The following is a 17280-nucleotide window of genomic DNA, read 5'->3' on the forward strand; positions in this document are numbered from 1 at the left end:
CGGACTTGATCCGGCGATCCATCGCACGCGAAGTATTTTGACTGATGGACCCGCGGGTCGAGCCCGCGGGTGAGCGCGCAAAGAACGGAAAGACCATGGCCACCTTCCACTTCGATCTCGTCTCTCCCGAAAAGCTCGCCTTCTCCGGCGAGGTCGATCAGGTTGACGTCCCCGGCGTGGAGGGTGATTTCGGTGTGCTCGCCGGACACGCTCCGGTCATCGCCACGGTTCGTCCGGGCATCCTGACGATCACGGCGGCCGGCAAGCGCGAGAAGGTGATCGTGCTCGGCGGCCTCGCCGAGGTCTCGGACAAGGGCCTCACCGTGCTCGCCGACGTCGCGACCGCGCTTGCGGACATCGATCGCGCGAAGTTCGCCGAGACGATCAACGAGATGCAGGAGAAGCTCGCCGAGAAGGAGGGCTCCGAGCTCGACCACGCGATCGAGCGGCTCGACCACTTCAAGAGCATCCAGCAAGAGCTCAACACGACGGCTATGCACTAGGGCGCGGTTGCTGACCGGCGATCGCGCCTTTGCGTCGAGTGAGCCGACCCCCTTAGTGGAATAGCTCACGTTTTTTTCGATCACGCCTGCAAAGGCTTGAATAATTCAACGCTCGCCACGCCCTGGCGAGCGTTCAATGCTTATTGCGCGCGGGATCGTCTGGCGGCATTCTCCCCGGCATATCTGGGTTCCGGGGCTGGTATTCATGAAGCGCAGGTCGCAGCGATCCTCGCGGCCGATATTGCAGGTCAGAGCCGATTGGTTGCCGACGATGAGGAAGAGACGCTGCGGCGGCTCGCCTCTTCTCGACAAGTCGGCATCCTCGCGGTCGGCCCGAACGAACGACCTGCAATTTGTGAAGCAGTTTACAGCAGTGATCGTGCACAAATGACAAGCTGTAGCGCGATGACGATTTGGCCCGACCGCATCGCGATTTCATTCCTGACATAACGGACAAGCTGCCGTGCTGACTTTCTCCACCGATGCTCTCCGCCCGCAGGACCGTTTCGAGCACTGGTGCGAGGTGCGGGGCAAGAGCCTGTTCGGGGTCACGATCGAACTCGAGCGCGACAAGAGGGCCGATTTCCGTGGGCGCTTCTCCGCGACGCCGGTGGGCAGTGCCGTGCTGGCGCAAATGTCGGCCTCCTCCTACCGCGTCAGCCGGACCGCATCCGACATCGCGCGCGTTCCGAGCAACAGCCTGCATCTCGCCTGGCAGGTGCGCGGCCCCGGCCATATGAATATCGGCCGCGATCGCGTCCAGTTTGTGCGCAACGGCGACCTGGTGTTCGGCCATTCCAATCTTCCGTTTGCCTCGACGCCCGAACGGACCGATGGCTTTGACTTCTTCAGCCTCAAGATCCCGGCCACCGACGAGCTCGTGCTCGGCGCGCGGATCGAGGACGCGCCGCCGGTCGCGCTGGCGCGCGATGCGAGCCTGACCCGGCTTGTCGGCGCCATGTTCCGCTCGATGACGCGAGATCTCGCGCAAGCCGGTCAGTACGCCGGCGATGTTGCGCATATGGTACGCTTGGCGCTGCTCGCGCGCGGCCGCGTGCGGCCACGCCAGGACGAAATCCGTGCCGCGCTGCATGCGGGCTACCTGCATGCCGCCCGCGAAATTCTGCTCCGCGACCTGCATCGCGCCTCGCTCACGCCGGCCGCGGTCGCCGCCGAGCTCGGCATCTCGCTGCGGCAATTGCATGCGCTGTTCGAGCCGACCGGCCTGTCCTTTGCGCGGACGCTGACGGCGGCAAGGTTGAAGGCGGCGAGGCGTGCGCTCTACGCCATACAGGAGCGCAGCATCGACGAGATCGCGTTCTCGTACGGCTTCGACAGCATCGCGACCTTCTATCGCGTCTTCCGTTCGACCTACGGCATGACGCCGGGCGACGCGCGGTGCATTCCGCCGCAGGATCAGCCGGCGAATTCCGAGAACCGGGTCGCGACCGCGCGATAGACATCGCGGCGGAACGGCACCACGAGATCGGCAACGCGGTCGAGGCGCTCCCAGCGCCATCGATCGAATTCAGCCGGCTGGCCGTTGCGCGGCGTCAACGGATCGATCTCCTCGTCGCGTCCGGTGAAGCGGAGCGCAAACCATTTCTGCCGCTGGCCGCGGAATTTGGCCAGCCGGTGCGATACCGGCCCGTCATAGGCGGGGAATTCGTAGGTCATCCAGTCGGTCTCGCCGAGATAGTCGGCGTTGACCGCCCCGGTCTCCTCCCACAATTCGCGCATCACGGCCTGGCGGGGATCCTCGCCGGCGTCGATGCCGCCTTGCGGCATCTGCCATTCGAGGCCGGGCAGCACGATCTCCGGACCGTCGTCCTTGATCCGGTGGCCGATCAGCACGCGTCCGTCGGCGTTGAACAGCGCGATGCCCACATTGGGGCGATAGGGCTTATCTGATGACATCTCGGTGGCTACGTCGCGCGTCTACCTGGCCGGCTACTTGGCTGCGAGACCGGCAAATTCCTTCACGACGCGCTCATAGACCGGACGCTTGAACGGCACAATCAGCTCCGGCAGATTCTTCATCGGCTCCCAGCGCCAGGTGATGAACTCGGCCTTGTGGCCGCCGCCCGGATTGGCGACGTTGATCTCGTTCTCATCGCCGGTGAAGCGCAGCGCGAACCACTTTTGCCGCTGTCCGCGATAGCGGCCCTTCCAGGCGCGGCCCGCGACGGTGCGCGGGATATCGTAGATCAGCCAGTCCGAGACCTCGCCGAGCTTCTCCACGGACTTGATGCTGGTCTCCTCATAGAGCTCGCGCCGCGCGGCCTGAAACGTATCCTCGCCGGGATCGACGCCGCCTTGCGGCATCTGCCAGACATGCGCGTCGTCGACATGCTCGATGCCGCCCGCGCGGCGTCCGATGAAGACCAGCCCTGCTGTATTCAGCAGCATGATGCCGACGCAGGTTCGATAGGGCAGGTCTTCATAACGTGCCATGCTGCCGCTACCTCGCACAGTTCCGGCGCCGCCCGACCCGGCCCCCCGGCAAGGTCTCGAGCAACACCAACGGATTGATCTTTAGCCCGATTTTGATTTCAGCATCGCCGTTGTCAATGGCACAAGCATAATGCCCTTGGAGTCCAGTGTCTTGAGCCAGGCGCCGAGCCGCTCGATCGAGACCGGCAACGCCGAGGCGACGCCCACCGCCGTGCCGCGTTCCTTCGCGATCGTTTCCAGCTTGACCAGCGCGCGGTCGATTTCCGCCGACGTCGGCACCGCGTCGATGGCGAAATCGGCCTTGGCGAACGGCAACGACTGGCCCGCGGAAAGGTTCTGCGCAACGCTACGCGGGGTGGAACCGTCGTCGAAATAGCTCAGGCCGCGCTTGGCCGCTTCGCGCACGATGGGCTGCATCGCGGGATCGGCCGCGACGAACCGGCCTCCCATGAAATTGGCGATCCCGGCATAGCCTTGCAGACGGCTCAGGTGCCAATAGAAGCGGTCGAGGTTCTGCTCGCTGCTCAGCGTGGTCAGCAGGGTTTGCGGCCCGGGATCGTTGTCGGGATAGTCGAACGGCTCCATCGGGATCTGCAGCAGGATCTCGTGGCGCTGGCCCCTCGCGCGTTCCGCAAGCTTGCCCGGATCGGAGCCATAGGGCGTGAAGGCCAGCGTCACCGCCGGCGGCAGCTTCATGATGGCGTCGGTGGTCTTGGCGGCGCCGACGCCGAGGCCCGCGACCACGATGGCGACCACGGGCATGCGGGCGGCCTTGGCGCGGTCAGCCTCGGCCGCGTAGACCGTAAACGGCTTCAGGCCGTCGGCGACCACCGGGATCATGCCATAGCGTGACTTTTCCAGCAGGCGCGGATCGATGCCGGTCATCGCGAGTGGCGGCGTATCGCCATCGGCCTTGTCGGCCGGATCGCCGGCGCCGATCACCACGTCCTGGCGCTTGCCGCTGGAGCCGTCGATGATGGTGACGGTTCTCGCGTCGCTGGCTGCGGCCGGCGCCTTGGCGGCGGATTTGGCCGCCGGTTCGGCCGCCGCCTGGGCAGCCGGAGCGTGCTTGTCGTCAGCGGCGGCGGGCGGGGGATTGCGGAGCGTGACACGGGCAATCGGTTCGCCGCCGAGCGGGTTGTCGTTGAACAGCGCGATGCCGACAAAGCCGACCAGCACGAGCCCGAGCAGCACGGCGAGCGCCTGCATCGCCGTGAAGGGCAGGCGAAACCGGCGCGTCCTGCCCACGGTCTTCTGCCCAAGCGGCGTGCTCAGTTCGTCGGCCGCCTCTGCCATGACCCTCCCCGAATCAACAGCGCGAACGATAGCACGATGCGGTGCATTCCCGCGCGCCGGCCTCCCCGTCAAAGCACGGTTACGGGTGGACACACCGAAAGCAGAAAGGGCGGCCCGAAGGCCGCCCTGTTCGCCGAATCGATCGGATTAAATCAGTTCGCGGCCTTGTTGCCCGGCTTGTCGACCGCGGCCTTGTCGCGCGCAGCCTCCGGCGCCGCTGGCGCGCTCGAGGTCGACTTGATGCCGTGCAGCAGGTCGTCGGCCATCTTCAGCGCCTTGTCGTCCTTGGCGTCCGGCGGGACGTAGGACTGCGAGCCGGTCTTCTCGTCGCCGTCGTTCTTCAGATGGCCGCGCAGCGAGGCTTCGCCCTTGGTGTCGGTGCGCGCCTTCAGCTCTTCCGGCACGTCCTGCAGCACCTCGATATCGGGCACGATGCCCTTGGCCTGGATCGACTTGCCCGACGGCGTGTAGTAGCGCGCGGTGGTCAGGCGCAGCGCGCCATTGCCCGAGCCGAGCGGGATGATGGTCTGCACCGAGCCCTTGCCGAACGAACGGGTGCCGACCAGCGTCGCCCGCTTGTGGTCCTGCAGCGCGCCGGCGACGATTTCGGAGGCCGACGCCGAGCCGCCGTTGATCAGCACGATCACCGGCTTGCCCTTGGTCAGGTCGCCCGGGTGGGCGGCGCGGCGCTGGGTTTCCTCGGCATTGCGTCCGCGGGTCGAGACGATCTCGCCACGCTCCAGGAAGGAGTCGGACACCGTGACCGCCTCTTCGAGCAGGCCGCCCGGGTTGTTGCGAAGATCGATGACGTAGCCCTTCAGCTTGTCGCCGATCTGACCCTGCAGATTGGTGATCTCCTTCTTCAGGCCTTCGGTGGTCTGCTCGTTGAAGGTGGTGATGCGGATATAGGCGATGTCATCGGCCTCGACGCGCGCACGCACCGAGCGGACGCGGATGTTGTCGCGCACCAGCGTGACGTCGATCGGATTGTCCTGGCCCTTGCGGATGATCTTGAGCTTGATCTTGGTGTTGACCGGACCGCGCATCTTCTCGACGGCCTGGTTCAAGGTCAGGCCCTGCACGGCCTCGTCGTCGAGGTTCGTGATGATGTCGTTGGCCATGATGCCGGCCTTCGAGGCCGGGGTGTCGTCGATCGGCGAGACCACCTTGATCAGGCCGTCTTCCATCGTAACTTCGATGCCGAGGCCGCCGAACTCGCCGCGGGTCTGCACCTGCATGTCGCGGAAGCTCTTGGCGTCCATGTAGCTCGAGTGCGGGTCGAGGCCGGACAGCATGCCGGAGATCGCGGATTCGACCAGCTTGCTGTCATCGGGCTTCTCGACATAGTCGCTGCGCACCCGCTCGAACACGTCGCCGAACAGATTGAGCTGGCGATAGGTGTCCGACGTCGCGGCACGCGCGCTCGATCCCATCAGCACAGCGCGGGGCTGCGTGACGAAAAGCGTCAGGGCCGCGCCGGTGGCGGCGCTAAGGAGAATTACCGAAGTCTTGCGCATCATCCGCGAACCTTTTCGCCTTCATTTGCGGCCCACCATGGACCTGGATCGATTGGAGTGCCGTCTTTCCGGAACTCGACATAGAGCACTGGCTGGCTCGCATTGGTGGCGAGAATGGATGCAACTTGGGACGTCGACCCCATGGTCGCAACCGGCTCCCCCGTAAGTACAAACTGGCCGATGTTTACCGAAATACGCTCCATCCCGGCGATCAGGACATGATACCCGCCCCCGGCATTGAGGATCAAGAGTTGTCCATAGCTGCGGAAAGGACCAGCGTAAACAACCCAGCCGTCACACGGGGTTGTGACCTGCGCGCCCGGCTTGGCTGCCAAAGAAATGCCTTTTTGTACGCCCCCCGCGCCGTCGGAACCGCCAAATTCGCGAATCTTGGTGCCATTCACGGGATAGGAGAACAGGCCTTTGGCCGAGGCGAAAGCGACCGCCGGGCTCATGCGGGCCGGGTCCTTCAGCGCCCCCAGATTCGGCTTGCCGTTAACCGTCGCCGGCGCTCCCTGGAGGCTGGCCGTGGCGGCGGCCTTGGCTGCGCTCTTGAGGTCCTGCTCCATCTTGGCGATCAGGCTCTGCAGATTGTCGGCCTGCTTCGACAGCGCGATGGCGCGGGCGCCTTCGGCCTCCATGTCCTTTTCGGCCGCGCTCTGCTGCCGCTGCCGTTCGTCGACCAGCGCCGCCAGCCGGGTCTGGTCTTCCCTCAGCTTGTCGCGGTCGGCCGCAAGCGCATCGCGTTCGGTCGAGATGGTCTTGCGCAGCGCCACCAGTTCGCCGAGATCGGCCGCAAGCTTCTCGGCGCGGACGCGCAACTCCGGCACCACGGCGCCGAGCAGCATCGCGGTGCGTAGCGATTGCAGCGCGTCCTCGGGCCGCACCAGCAGCGCCGGCGGCGTGCGCCGCCCGGCGCGCTGCAGCGCGGCCAGCACCTCGATCACCTCGGAGCGGCGTGAATCGAGCGAGGCGCGGATTTCGCGCTCACGGCCGTCGAGCGGCTGCAGGCGGGCCTCGGCGTCCGCGGTCCGGGTCTCGACGCCGCGCACCTGGCCGGCAATGTCGATCAGCTGCTGATTGAGCTTGCTGCGGTCCTGGCCGATCGCGGCGATATCGGCCTTCAGCTTCTCCTGCAGCTCGGTCGCCTTGCGCTGCTGCTCGCGCGCGGCCTCGAGTTCCTGCTCGCGCTGCTTGATCGCGTCGGGCGATGTCTCTGCTGTCGCGGCCTGCTGTGCGGGCGGCGCGGGCTGTTGTGCGGGTGGTGTCGCTTGCGCATGCGCCGCGGCCAGCGGATAGGCGGCGAACATCGCGATCGACAGCGGCAGCGATGCCGGCAGCCAGCGGCGGCGCGCGGTGCCGACATGCGAAGCCGAATACGAAGCTGTGTCCCGCTTGTGCTGCATTCGCGTGAGTTCAGCGCTTTCGACTGTCCGTCACCACGCCTTACGCGCGATGATAGGGGTGGCCGGCCAAAATGGTCGCGGCGCGATAAATCTGTTCCAAAAGCATGACGCGGACCATTTGATGCGGCCAGGTCGCGGAGCCGAATGCAATTCGCAACAAAGCCTTGCGCTGCAATTCAGGCGAAAGTCCGTCCGCGCCGCCGATCACGAAGACAGTATGTGCTGTTCCCTCGTCGCGCCAGCGGCCGAGCTGCTGGGCAAAGCTCGCGCTATCGATGCTCTTGCCGCGTTCGTCGAGCGCGACCAGCGCGTGCTTCTCAGGCAGCAGCGCGGAGATCGCCGCAGCTTCTTCGGCAATGCGCGCGGCGGTGTCGCGCGCGCGGCTTTCCGCGATCTCATGGATCTCGAGGCCGCGAAACCCGAGCTTGCGGCCGATATCCTCGAAGCGCTCGCGGTAACGCTCGGCGAGCTCCCGTTCAGGGCCCTGTTTCAGACGGCCGATGCAGATCACGACAAGGCGCATCAACGCAGACTAGCTGCGCTGCAGCCGATTCGCATCGGCTACGATACCCCTTAGACCGCCGCGACCGCCGGGTTCTGAGTCCACAACCGCTCGAGATTGTAGAACTCGCGCACCTCAGGCCTGAACACATGCACGATCACGTCGCCGGAATCGATCAGCACCCAGTCGCAATTGGGCAAGCCCTCGACATGGATGTTCCTGATCCCGTTCTCCTTGAGGCTCTTCGTCACATTTTCCGCGATCGCGCCAACGTGCCGGTTCACACGGCCCGTGGTGACGATCATGTAGTCGGAATATGCGGATTTGCCCCGAAGGTCGATGGTGACCGTCTCTTCCGCCTTCATGTCCTCGAGGCGGGAGAGGATCAGGCTCAGCGTCTTGTTGGCATCCGGTTTGTCGGCGTCCGGTTGCGCCTGCAAGGCCGCGGTTTTCGTCGATGTTTTACGCGCAGTCTTTGGAACCTTGGGTAAAACAGACTTTGACAATACAGATGTGGCCAGGGACCATTCCTTTCACTGTATCGCGGGTGCCGAATCCTCGGCCCCACGCACCATACTACGCATGTGGGGTTAATGGTTTCAATATTCCAGTAACCCTTTTGCGCCTCATCCCGTTCTCCAGCTCCCGTCCGGGTTCCGAAGTCCGGTCGAAGACAGATTGGATTTCATTCCTGTCAGGAACACCCAGGCCGGCGCCTGCTGGTCGGCCAGCCGTGTCGCCTGATTTTCGGGCATGCGATAGCGCGCGAGCGCCTGCGCCGCCGGTGCGGCAAGGGCGCGGAAGCTTTGCGGCGGACGGTCGATCACGGCAATCGGCACATCGGACGCGATGCGCCGCCAATCTTTCCAGCGATGAAATTGCGCGAGATTGTCAGCGCCCATGATCCAGACGAAGTGCACGCCGGAGACACGGCGGCGCAAGTGGATGATCGTGTCCACAGTGTAGCTGACGCCAATGACAGCTTCGAGACAGCTGATGTCGATGCGCGGATCGTCGGCAACGCGGCGCGCGGCCTCGGCGCGCTCGGCAAGCGCGTGCAGGCCGTCATGGTTCTTCAGCGGATTGCCCGGCGTCAGCAGCCACCACACGCGGTCGAGCTGCAGGCGCTTGAGCGCAAACAGGCTGATGGCGCGATGCGCGGCGTGCGGCGGATTGAACGAGCCGCCAAGCAGCCCGATGCGCATGCCGTTGGTATAGAACGGAAGCGCCTGGGCTGCGGATAACGACACGCTCGATGCTTGCTGCAATGGCTTACCGTGCGCGTGCGACAATGATCACGGCCGCGTCTGCCCGGTGCCGTGGACGCGGTACTTGAAGCTCGTCAGCTGCTCGGCGCCGACGGGCCCGCGGGCGTGGAATTTGCCGGTGGCAATTCCGATCTCCGCGCCGAAGCCGAACTCGCCGCCGTCGGCGAACTGGGTCGAGGCGTTATGCAGCACGATCGCCGAATCGACTTCGTTGAGAAATCTTCGCGCGGCCGCGGCATCCTCCGTCACGATCGCATCGGTGTGGTGCGAGCCGTGATTTTGAATATGCGCAATCGCTTCGTCGAGACCGTCGACGATCTTCGCCGAGATGATCGCGTCCTCATATTCGGTGTCCCAGTCCTCGTCGGATGCGGGCTTCACCCTCGCATCGACGCCCTGCACGACGTCGTCGCCGCGCACCTCGCAGCCTGCATCGATCAACAGCTCGACCAGCGGTTTCAGCTGCGTCCCGGCAGCCTTGCGATCGACCAGCAGGGTCTCGACGGCGCCGCAGACGCCGGGACGGCGCATCTTGGCGTTCAGTACGACCGACTTTGCCATGTCGAGCTTCGCACTGGCATCGACGTAGATGTGGTTGACGCCTTCGAGATGCGCGAACACCGGCACGCGTGCCTCCGCCTCGACGCGTGCGACGAGGCTCTTGCCGCCGCGCGGCACGATCACATCGATGCCGCCGTTCAATCCCGTCAGCATCAGGCCGACGGCCGCGCGGTCGCGGGTCGGCACCAGGGTGATCGCGGCCTCAGGCAGGCCGGCTTCGCGCAGGCCCTGCACCAGGCAAGCATGGATCGCGCGGCAGGAGCGGAAACTGTCCGAGCCGCCGCGCAGGATCACGGCGTTGCCGGACTTCAGGCACAGCACACCGGCGTCGGCGGCGACGTTGGGGCGGCTCTCGAAGATCACGCCGATCACGCCGAGCGGCACGCGGACGCGTTCGATGGTCATGCCGTTCGGCCGCTGCCAGCTTTCGGTGACGGCGCCGACCGGATCGATGATCTCGCGCACGGTCGCAACGCCATCGGCCATGCCGGCGACGCGCGCCTGGGTCAGCGTCAGGCGGTCGACGAAGGCAGAGCTCATGCCGCCCGCGCGCGCCTCGGCGACATCCTCCGCATTGGCGGCGAGGATGGCCGGCGCGTTGGCGCGGATCGCGCGTTCGATCGCGGCGAGCGCCCGGTCCTTCTGCTCCGGCGGCGCCAGCGCCAGCACGCGCGCCGCGGCGCGCGCCTTGGCGGCGAGGTCGGTCATCAGGGCAGTAAGATCGGCGTTGCCGTCGATCGCCTTCAGGGGGGCGCTCATGAAACTACCAGCTTTGGACTAAGGCCATGTTCTAGCATGGCAATTGAAGGGTGGCGAGGCGCGGAACCGGCATGGCAGGTGGGCGGCAGGCCGCCCCGCTCGGCCAATGGCCTATCCAGTGGCTTATTTGGGCGGGATCGTGCCGGCCGGGCCGATCACGAGGTCGTCGCGATGGATCATCTCGGAGCGGCCGCTGATGCCCAGAATGGCCATCACGTCGGGCGAGGAGCGGCCCTTGATCTTCTCGGCGTTCTCGGCGTCGTAGGCGACCAGGCCGCGGCCGATCTCATGGGTGTCGGGGCCGCGGACCACCACGGCATCGCCGCGGGCGAACTGGCCGTCGACCCGGATCACGCCGGCCGGCAGCAGGCTCTTGCCGGCGCGCAGCGCCGCCACCGCGCCGGCATCGATGGTCAGCGTGCCCTTCGGCTCGAGCGAGCCAGCGATCCAGCGTTTTCGCGCGGTGACGGGATTGGCGGGCGTCAGGAACCAGGTGCAGCGGCCGCCATCGGCGATCGCAGCAAGCGGATGCTCGATCTTGCCGGACGCGATCAGCATGTGGGTGCCGGCGGTGGTCGCGATCTTCGCGGCCTCGATCTTGGTGGTCATGCCGCCGCGCGACAGCTCCGAGCCTGCCGAGCCGGCCATCCCCTCGATCTCCGAGGTGATGCTTTCGACCACCGGGATCAGCTTGGCGTCGGGATCGAGCGCGGGCGGCGCGGTGTAGAGGCCGTCGATATCGGACAGCAGGATCAGAAGATCGGCGCTCGCCATGGTGGCGACGCGCGCGGCGAGGCGATCATTGTCGCCGTAGCGGATCTCGGTGGTCGCGACCGTGTCGTTCTCGTTGATCACGGGCACCGCGCCCCATTCCAGCAGCTTGGCGATCGTCGAGCGCGCGTTGAGATAGCGGCGGCGCTCCTCGGTGTCCTGCAGCGTCACCAGGATCTGCCCGGCGCCGATGTCGTGATGGCCGAGCACCTCCGACCAGATCCGCGCCAGCGCGATCTGGCCGACCGCTGCGGCAGCCTGGCTCTCTTCGAGCTTCAGCGGGCCGCGCGGCAGCTTCAGGCGGCTGCGGCCGAGTGCGATCGAGCCCGACGACACCACCATGACCTCGCAGCCCCGCTTGTGCAGCTTTGCGATGTCCTCGACCAGCGCGGCGAGCCAGGACGCGCGCACTTCGCCGGCCTGCGAGTCGACCAGCAGCGATGAGCCGACCTTGACGACGATGCGGCGAAAGTTCTTGAGCGCGGGGCGTTTCATGGATTTGGTCTGGCAGGAAGGTGGAAGCAATAGACGCCACAATGTGGCTTGGGAAGTCCAGGCGTTGCGCGGCTTGTGCCGTTCAACCCTGCGGCACCGGCGTCGCCCACGGGTCCGCCTGGCCCTTGGCCTTGTTGGACACCGGCGCTTCGCCGATCACGTCGACCAGCGCGCGCAGCGCATCCTGCACGCCTTCGCCGGTCGCGCCTGACAACAGCAGCGGCGTCTTCTTCGCCGCCCGCTTGAGGCGTTCCTTCTGCTTCTTCAGTTCGTCGGGCGCGACCGCGTCGATCTTGTTGAGCGCGACGATCTCGATCTTGTCGGCGAGCTGGCCTTCATATGCCTCGAGCTCGGTACGCACAGTCTTGTAGGCCTTGCCAGCATGCTCGCAGGTCGCATCGACCAGATGCAGCAGCACGCGGCAGCGCTCGACATGGCCGAGGAAGCGGTCGCCGAGGCCGGCGCCTTCATGCGCGCCTTCGATCAGCCCGGGGATGTCGGCGAGCACGAATTCGCGGCCGCCGAAATTCACCACGCCGAGCTGCGGATGCAGCGTGGTGAAGGGATAGTCGGCGATCTTCGGCCGTGCCGCGCTGACCACCGAGAGGAAGGTCGATTTGCCGGCATTCGGCAGGCCCACCAGCCCGGCATCGGCGATCAGCTTCAGCCGCAGCCAGATCCAGCGCTCTTCGCCCGGCGCGCCGGGATTGGCGTTGCGCGGCGCGCGGTTGGTGGAGGATTTGAAATGCGCGTTGCCGAAGCCGCCATTGCCGCCCTTGGCCAGCACGAACGTCTCGCCGAGCTCGGTGAAGTCGTGCAGCAGGGTCTCGCGGTCCTCGTCGAACACCTGGGTGCCAACAGGCACTTTCAGCACGATCGACTTGCCGTTGGCGCCATGGCGGTCCTTGCCCATGCCATTGCCGCCCTTCTGGGCCTTGAAGTGCTGCTGGTAGCGGTAGTCGATTAGCGTGTTCAGTCCGTCGACGGACTCGATGATGACGTCGCCGCCGCGGGCGCCGTTGCCGCCGGAAGGACCGCCGAACTCGATGAACTTCTCGCGCCGGAACGCGACGCAGCCGTTGCCGCCGTCGCCCGAGCGAATATAGACCTTGGCTTCATCGAGGAATTTCATGATCCGCTCTAGTTAGGGCAGGGTGGCCGCGGCGGCAACCCGGAAAGGCCCTGACTTCGGCGAAAAGCCTTAATTTTCGGGCCTTTTTACGGTCCCTGCGGCTAAGCAGGCCGCCGCCGGACCAGGAATTTCTGTATCCCCTCCAGCACCAGCTCGCGGCGCTGGTTGTGCACGGTCGAGCGCAGCGTCACGACGCCGGTGGTCTTGCCCGGCGACAGCTCGATCACCTCAAGCGCGGGGTAGATGGTATCGCCGGCATAGACCGGCTTCAGGAACTTGCTCGATTGCTCGAGGAAGCCGATCAGCGATTCCTCGACGACATAGGGAAACAATCCGGCGCCGGGCGCGGTGTGCACCAGGGTCTGGAAGCCGTGGGCGAGCAAATCAGGCATGCCGCGCGTGCGGCAATATTCGACGTCGTAATGGATCGGATGGGTATCGCCGCTGGCGGTCTGGAACGCCGCGAACACCGCCGAGGTCTGGGTCCGGCTCGGAATCACGAAGCGCTCGCCGAGCACGAAATCCTCGAACCAGCGCTGCGCGGGGACCATGCGATGCTGGGTGGGGTCGAAGTCGCTCATGCGGCGTTTCCTGCTCTTTTTGTTGCCGGGATCAGCTACCGGTATCGCAGCGACGCAGGTGCGGCAATCCGTTCAATTCGTCATGCCCGGGCTTGTCCCGGGCATCCACGTCTTTAAAACCGGACGACTCCGGAACAAAAGCGCAAGTCTGCTCATGAGCCTGTTCGCAAAACTGTCCTCCTACGACGACCGATCGGCGCGGCTCGCCGGCATCGGGTTGATGCTGCTGTCGATCTTCATGTTCTCGTTCGGCGACGCGATGGGCAAATTCATCGTCGCCACCTATTCGGTCGGGCAATTGCTGTGGCTGCGCGCCTGCGCGGCGCTGCTCGTGCTGCTGCCGATCGTATGGCAGCGGCGCGCGGATTTTCTGCATCTGGAACGGCCGTGGCTGCAATTGCTGCGCGTCACGCTGTCGACGCTGGAGGTTGCGGCATTCTTCCTGGCGACCGTCTATCTGCCGCTCGCCGACGTCATCACCTACTATCTGGCCGGACCGATCTTCGTCACCGCGATGTCGGGCCTCGTGCTCGGCGAGCATATCGGCTGGCGGCGCTGGACCGCGATCCTGGTCGGCTTCTGCGGGGTGCTGATCGCGCTCCGGCCGTCGGCGCAGACGATCAGCTGGCCGGCGATGATCGCGCTCGGCGGCAGCCTGTCGTTTGCGGTGCTGATGCTGATCACGCGCTCGCTGCGCGCGACGCCCGATATCGTGCTGGCGACGTCGCAGTTCGGCGGCACGTTCATCCTGGGCCTCGTGCTGTCGCCGTTCGGCTGGGTGACGCCATCAGCGGGCAGCCTCGTGCTGTTCTTCACTGCCGGCATCATCTCGGTCGCGGCGCTGCTTTGCGTCAATCGTTCGCTGAAGCTCGCGCCGGCGAGCGTGGTGGTGCCGTACCAATATTCGATGATCGTCTGGGCGGTGATCTTCGGCTTCGTGGTGTTCGGCGACGTGCCGTCCTGGGCCACCATCATCGGCGCCGCTGTTATCATCGCGGCCGGCCTCTACATCTTCGTGCGCGAGCAGCAGCTTGGACGCCCGGACTCCGCGATCAATCCGCCGGCGTAAGGTTGTTCGACAAATTCCGTCATTGCGAGCGAAGCGAAGCAATCCATGGCGCCACAAGCGGAGAGATGGATTGCTTCGTCGCTTTGCTCCTCGCAATGACGGGGGCTAGCTCTCTCGCCGGGTCGAGTTGTTCCAGCTCTTCAGCGACGCCCAGACGCCGCGCGACAGGCGGAAGCAGTCGACCGGGCTCGATGAGCCCAGCGCCTCGAAGCGGTGCAGCTCGACGCCGCCCCACTGGAAGCCGCACTTCTCGAGGATGTTGCGCGACGACGGATTGACGACGCGGGCGCCCGAGATCAGCTGGTCGAGATCGAATTCCTCGAAGAAATAGTCGATCACTGCGCGCGCGGCCTCGGTGCCAAAACCCTGGCCCCAATAGTCGACGCCGAGCCAGTAGCCGAGTTCGGCCGATGTCTCCTCGCGCCAGTCGATGCCGACCATGCCGATCGGCGTGTGATTGTTTTCGATCAGGAAAACGGTTTCGCGTCCGCCGGCGCCGAGCGCGCGCACGAAGTCGATGGCGTCGTCGTGGGTATAGGGATGCGGCAGGCGGCGGGTGTTCTCCGCGATGCGGCGGTCATTGGCGAGGCGTGCGATTGCTTTTACGTCCGCGAGCGTCGGCTTGCGCAATGTCAGCCGTTCGGTCTCGAGGACGCATGCTCTTGCCTCGCGCAAGGTCGGCGTCGGGATGTCCTGCAACATGTCGAGCTCCTGTGATGCGAAAAAATCGTTACGCAACGCTTGGAACGTCACGCGCGGTCGAAGTGGAACGCGCGCAACAAAAAGGGGAGGCCGGTCATCCCGCCTCCCCTTGGAGCCCTTTGCGACTCCGCCGGTTCAACAGGACCCGGCGGACTCATGTGTGTCCACCGTCTACTCGGCCGCCTCTGCCATCGGAATAACCGATACGAATGTGCGGCCGTTGGCTTTGGCACGGAACTCGACATGACCCTCGACCTTGGCGAAGAGAGTATGATCGGTGCCCATGCCGACATTAAGGCCAGGATGCCAGGTGGTGCCGCGCTGACGCGCGATGATGTTTCCGGGGATCACGCGCTCGCCACCGAACGCCTTGATGCCAAGGCGCTTGCCCTTGGAATCACGTCCGTTGCGCGATGAACCGCCTGCTTTTTTATGAGCCATAGCTCGTCTCCGACTTCGCTTTGATCTCTAGATGAATTCCTTGACGGAATCATTTCACGTTTTGTCACGCTTCACATCTGAAAGCGCGACGATCACTTCTTCTCAAGCCTTGGCCGCGGCCTTCTTGGCCGGAGCCTTCTTGGCGGCCGGCGCCTTTGCGGGCGCCTTCTTCTTGGCCGCCTTCGGCGCGGCGTCCTCGCCATCGGCGGGCGCTGCGACCTTTTCCTTCTTCGGCCGCGGGCCGACGGTCGGCTTGGCGTTATCGGCGAGGATCTCGGTGATGCGAAGCACCGTGAGCTCGTCGCGATAGCCGCGCTTGCGGCGTGAATTCTTGCGGCGACGCTTCTTGAACGCGATCACCTTGGCGCCGCGCTTGTGCTGCAGCACTTCGGCTGCAACGGACGCGCCTGCGACGGTGGGCGTTCCCAGCACCGGCGTGTCACCGCCGAGCACCAGAACTTCGCCAAGCTGCACGATCGTGCCGACATCGCCGGCGATCTTGCCTATCTCGAGTACATCATTCGGAACGACCCGGTACTGCCGGCCGCCGGTTTTGATGACTGCGAACATCGTTTGATTCCTTCGTGTTCGGTTCCGGCCTCGGACGGATCGCCCGGGTCGGCTTTTTGTTCAGTCGCTATGGGTTATGTGTTTCGCGCGAAGGGAATGAATTCCCAAACTGGATCGCACAAAAACGATCGGCGCGAGAAATCCCCGCGCCGGATGGGCGGACTTATAGCCGCAATCGACCGAGAGTCAAGGTAAAGCAGGGCAAAAACCGGCCAAAAATGAAGGGTTTGGCGCGGTTTTGGTCCGAATCGACCCTCAGGCCGCGGTCTGTGCCGCGGCCCGCGCGTGGCGGCGGATGGTCTGGGGCGGCTGGCCCAGCACCCGCAAGAACGCCCGCCGCATCCGTTCGCGGTCGGCAAAGCCGGTCTCACCGGCAATTTCGCCCATCGAATGGCGGCCGTCTCCGATCAGTTCGCGCGCCGCCTCGACCCGGAGCTGCTCGATCGCCTTGGCCGGTGACTCGCCGGTCTCTGAACGGAAGGCGCGGCTGAACTGGCGCGGGCTGAGCCGTGCGACGGCGGCCAACTCCTCGACCGAGAGTTCGTTGCGCAGATGCGCCTTGGCGTAGTTGAGCGCGTTCTGGATACGATCGGATTTCGGGTCGAGCTCGAGCAGCGCCGAAAACTGCGACTGTCCGCCGGTGCGGCGGTGATAGACGACGAGCTTGCGCGCCACCGAACGGGCGACCTCGACGCCGAGATCATGCTCGACCATCGCCAGCGCCAGATCGATCGTCGCGGTCATGCCGGCCGAGGTCCAGATCGGTCCGTCGACGATGTAGATGCGATCCTGCTCGACTTTCAGCTTGGGAAAGCGCGCCTGCAGCTCGGCGGCGTATTGCCAATGCGTGGAGACGCGCCGGCCGTCGAGCAGGCCGGCTTCGGCGAGCGAGAAGGCGCCAACGCAGGGCGCGGCGATGCGCTGTGACGCCGTCATGGCGCGGCGAACATAGTCGGTCAGCTTCGATGACGCCGGATGCAGCTCGGTGCCGGCGCCAACGAACAGCGTGTCGAAGCTGCGATCGCCAAAGGCTTCGGTTTCGACATTGAAGCCGGCGGATGACCGCACCGGGCCGCCAGTCTCCGACAGCAGCGTGACCTCATAGAACGGCTCGCCTGCGATCAGGTTGGCGACCTCGAAGGCAGTGATGGCGGTGAAGCCCATCACCTGGAATTCCGGGAAGACGACGAAGCCGATGTGCTGCATGGAACCCTCCAGCAACGATGCGTGTCCTAAAAAGGTGTATATATGAC

General features: G+C 65.2%; 20 protein-coding genes. 4 read left to right on the forward strand and 16 right to left on the reverse strand.

Annotation, left to right across the window (positions count from 1 at the left end; genetic code table 11):
- Positions 1 to 95: 95 nt before the first annotated feature.
- From PMN64_RS00110 to PMN64_RS00120, 3 genes are all read left to right on the forward strand, one after another.
- Positions 96 to 503, forward strand: coding sequence for a F0F1 ATP synthase subunit epsilon (locus PMN64_RS00110; RefSeq protein ID WP_028340802.1), 408 nt, complete (start codon positions 96 to 98; stop codon positions 501 to 503).
- 96 nt (positions 504 to 599) lie between these two features.
- Positions 600 to 953: a hypothetical protein gene (locus PMN64_RS00115; protein WP_411779239.1), complete on the forward strand. Its 354-nt coding sequence runs from the start codon at positions 600 to 602 to the stop codon at positions 951 to 953.
- A gap of 13 nt (positions 954 to 966) precedes the next feature.
- Entirely contained in the window at positions 967 to 1962 is a 996-nt protein-coding gene (locus PMN64_RS00120; RefSeq protein WP_411779142.1) for a helix-turn-helix domain-containing protein, read from the forward strand.
- Here PMN64_RS00120 and PMN64_RS00125 read toward each other — a convergent pair.
- The 12 genes from PMN64_RS00125 to PMN64_RS00180 form a co-directional block, all read right to left on the reverse strand.
- A complete protein-coding gene (locus tag PMN64_RS00125) occupies positions 1920 to 2420 on the reverse strand; it encodes an RNA pyrophosphohydrolase (RefSeq protein WP_411779143.1) in 501 nt (166 codons plus the stop codon). The two genes, PMN64_RS00120 and PMN64_RS00125, sit on opposite strands and share 43 nt — an antisense overlap.
- 33 nt (positions 2421 to 2453) lie before the next feature.
- On the reverse strand, positions 2454 to 2957 hold the full coding sequence (locus tag PMN64_RS00130; protein WP_016843816.1) for an RNA pyrophosphohydrolase: 504 nt from the start codon (positions 2955 to 2957) through the stop codon (positions 2454 to 2456).
- Positions 2958 to 3038: 81 nt separating this feature from the next.
- Entirely contained in the window at positions 3039 to 4253 is a 1215-nt protein-coding gene (locus PMN64_RS00135; RefSeq protein ID WP_411779144.1) for a divergent polysaccharide deacetylase family protein, read from the reverse strand.
- Between the two features lie 152 nt (positions 4254 to 4405).
- On the reverse strand, positions 4406 to 5773 hold the full coding sequence (locus tag PMN64_RS00140; RefSeq protein WP_411779145.1) for a S41 family peptidase: 1368 nt from the start codon (positions 5771 to 5773) through the stop codon (positions 4406 to 4408).
- Positions 5770 to 7176 (reverse strand): murein hydrolase activator EnvC family protein, encoded by a 1407-nt coding sequence (locus PMN64_RS00145; RefSeq protein ID WP_411779146.1) that lies wholly within the window; start codon positions 7174 to 7176, stop codon positions 5770 to 5772. Before PMN64_RS00145 ends, PMN64_RS00140 begins: the two co-directional genes overlap by 4 nt.
- Before the next feature lie 40 nt (positions 7177 to 7216).
- Complete coding sequence (gene rlmH / locus PMN64_RS00150; RefSeq protein WP_411779147.1) at positions 7217 to 7699, reverse strand: 23S rRNA (pseudouridine(1915)-N(3))-methyltransferase RlmH; 483 nt, start codon at positions 7697 to 7699, stop codon at positions 7217 to 7219.
- A 50-nt stretch (positions 7700 to 7749) separates the two neighbouring features.
- Positions 7750 to 8118: a ribosome silencing factor gene (rsfS, locus tag PMN64_RS00155; RefSeq protein ID WP_028340796.1), complete on the reverse strand. Its 369-nt coding sequence runs from the start codon at positions 8116 to 8118 to the stop codon at positions 7750 to 7752.
- 186 nt (positions 8119 to 8304) lie between these two features.
- Complete coding sequence (locus tag PMN64_RS00160) at positions 8305 to 8928, reverse strand: nicotinate-nucleotide adenylyltransferase (protein ID WP_028340795.1); 624 nt, start codon at positions 8926 to 8928, stop codon at positions 8305 to 8307.
- A 45-nt stretch (positions 8929 to 8973) separates the two neighbouring features.
- Positions 8974 to 10266 carry a glutamate-5-semialdehyde dehydrogenase gene (locus PMN64_RS00165; RefSeq protein ID WP_028340794.1) on the reverse strand — a complete coding sequence of 431 codons (1293 nt, stop codon included), beginning with the start codon at positions 10264 to 10266 and terminating at the stop codon, positions 8974 to 8976.
- A gap of 123 nt (positions 10267 to 10389) precedes the next feature.
- Positions 10390 to 11532 (reverse strand): glutamate 5-kinase, encoded by a 1143-nt coding sequence (proB, locus tag PMN64_RS00170; RefSeq protein ID WP_028340793.1) that lies wholly within the window; start codon positions 11530 to 11532, stop codon positions 10390 to 10392.
- 82 nt (positions 11533 to 11614) lie between these two features.
- On the reverse strand, positions 11615 to 12664 hold the full coding sequence (gene obgE / locus PMN64_RS00175; protein WP_411779148.1) for a GTPase ObgE: 1050 nt from the start codon (positions 12662 to 12664) through the stop codon (positions 11615 to 11617).
- Positions 12665 to 12765: 101 nt separating this feature from the next.
- Positions 12766 to 13245: a MaoC family dehydratase gene (locus tag PMN64_RS00180; RefSeq protein ID WP_411779149.1), complete on the reverse strand. Its 480-nt coding sequence runs from the start codon at positions 13243 to 13245 to the stop codon at positions 12766 to 12768.
- A gap of 154 nt (positions 13246 to 13399) precedes the next feature.
- Here PMN64_RS00180 and PMN64_RS00185 point away from each other — a divergent pair, with 154 nt between their 5' ends.
- The gene (locus PMN64_RS00185) at positions 13400 to 14314 is read left to right on the forward strand and encodes a DMT family transporter (protein WP_411779150.1); all 915 of its coding nucleotides are present in this window, start codon (positions 13400 to 13402) and stop codon (positions 14312 to 14314) included.
- Between the two features lie 105 nt (positions 14315 to 14419).
- Here the strand turns inward: PMN64_RS00185 and PMN64_RS00190 are convergent, their stop codons facing one another.
- The 4 genes from PMN64_RS00190 to PMN64_RS00205 all read right to left on the reverse strand — a co-directional run bounded on the left by PMN64_RS00190 (position 14420) and on the right by PMN64_RS00205 (position 17233).
- Entirely contained in the window at positions 14420 to 15016 is a 597-nt protein-coding gene (locus tag PMN64_RS00190) for a GNAT family N-acetyltransferase (RefSeq protein WP_016847847.1), read from the reverse strand.
- Between the two features lie 171 nt (positions 15017 to 15187).
- Positions 15188 to 15457, reverse strand: coding sequence for a 50S ribosomal protein L27 (gene rpmA / locus PMN64_RS00195; RefSeq protein WP_016847848.1), 270 nt, complete (start codon positions 15455 to 15457; stop codon positions 15188 to 15190).
- Between the two features lie 102 nt (positions 15458 to 15559).
- A complete protein-coding gene (rplU, locus tag PMN64_RS00200; RefSeq protein WP_016847849.1) occupies positions 15560 to 16027 on the reverse strand; it encodes a 50S ribosomal protein L21 in 468 nt (155 codons plus the stop codon).
- A gap of 255 nt (positions 16028 to 16282) precedes the next feature.
- Positions 16283 to 17233, reverse strand: coding sequence for a GlxA family transcriptional regulator (locus tag PMN64_RS00205; protein WP_411779151.1), 951 nt, complete (start codon positions 17231 to 17233; stop codon positions 16283 to 16285).
- Between the last annotated feature and the right edge of the window lie 47 nt (positions 17234 to 17280).

Origin of the sequence: Bradyrhizobium sp. UFLA01-814, assembly GCF_046718885.1 — a bacterium.
Classification (GTDB): Bacteria; Pseudomonadota; Alphaproteobacteria; order Rhizobiales; family Xanthobacteraceae; genus Bradyrhizobium; species Bradyrhizobium elkanii.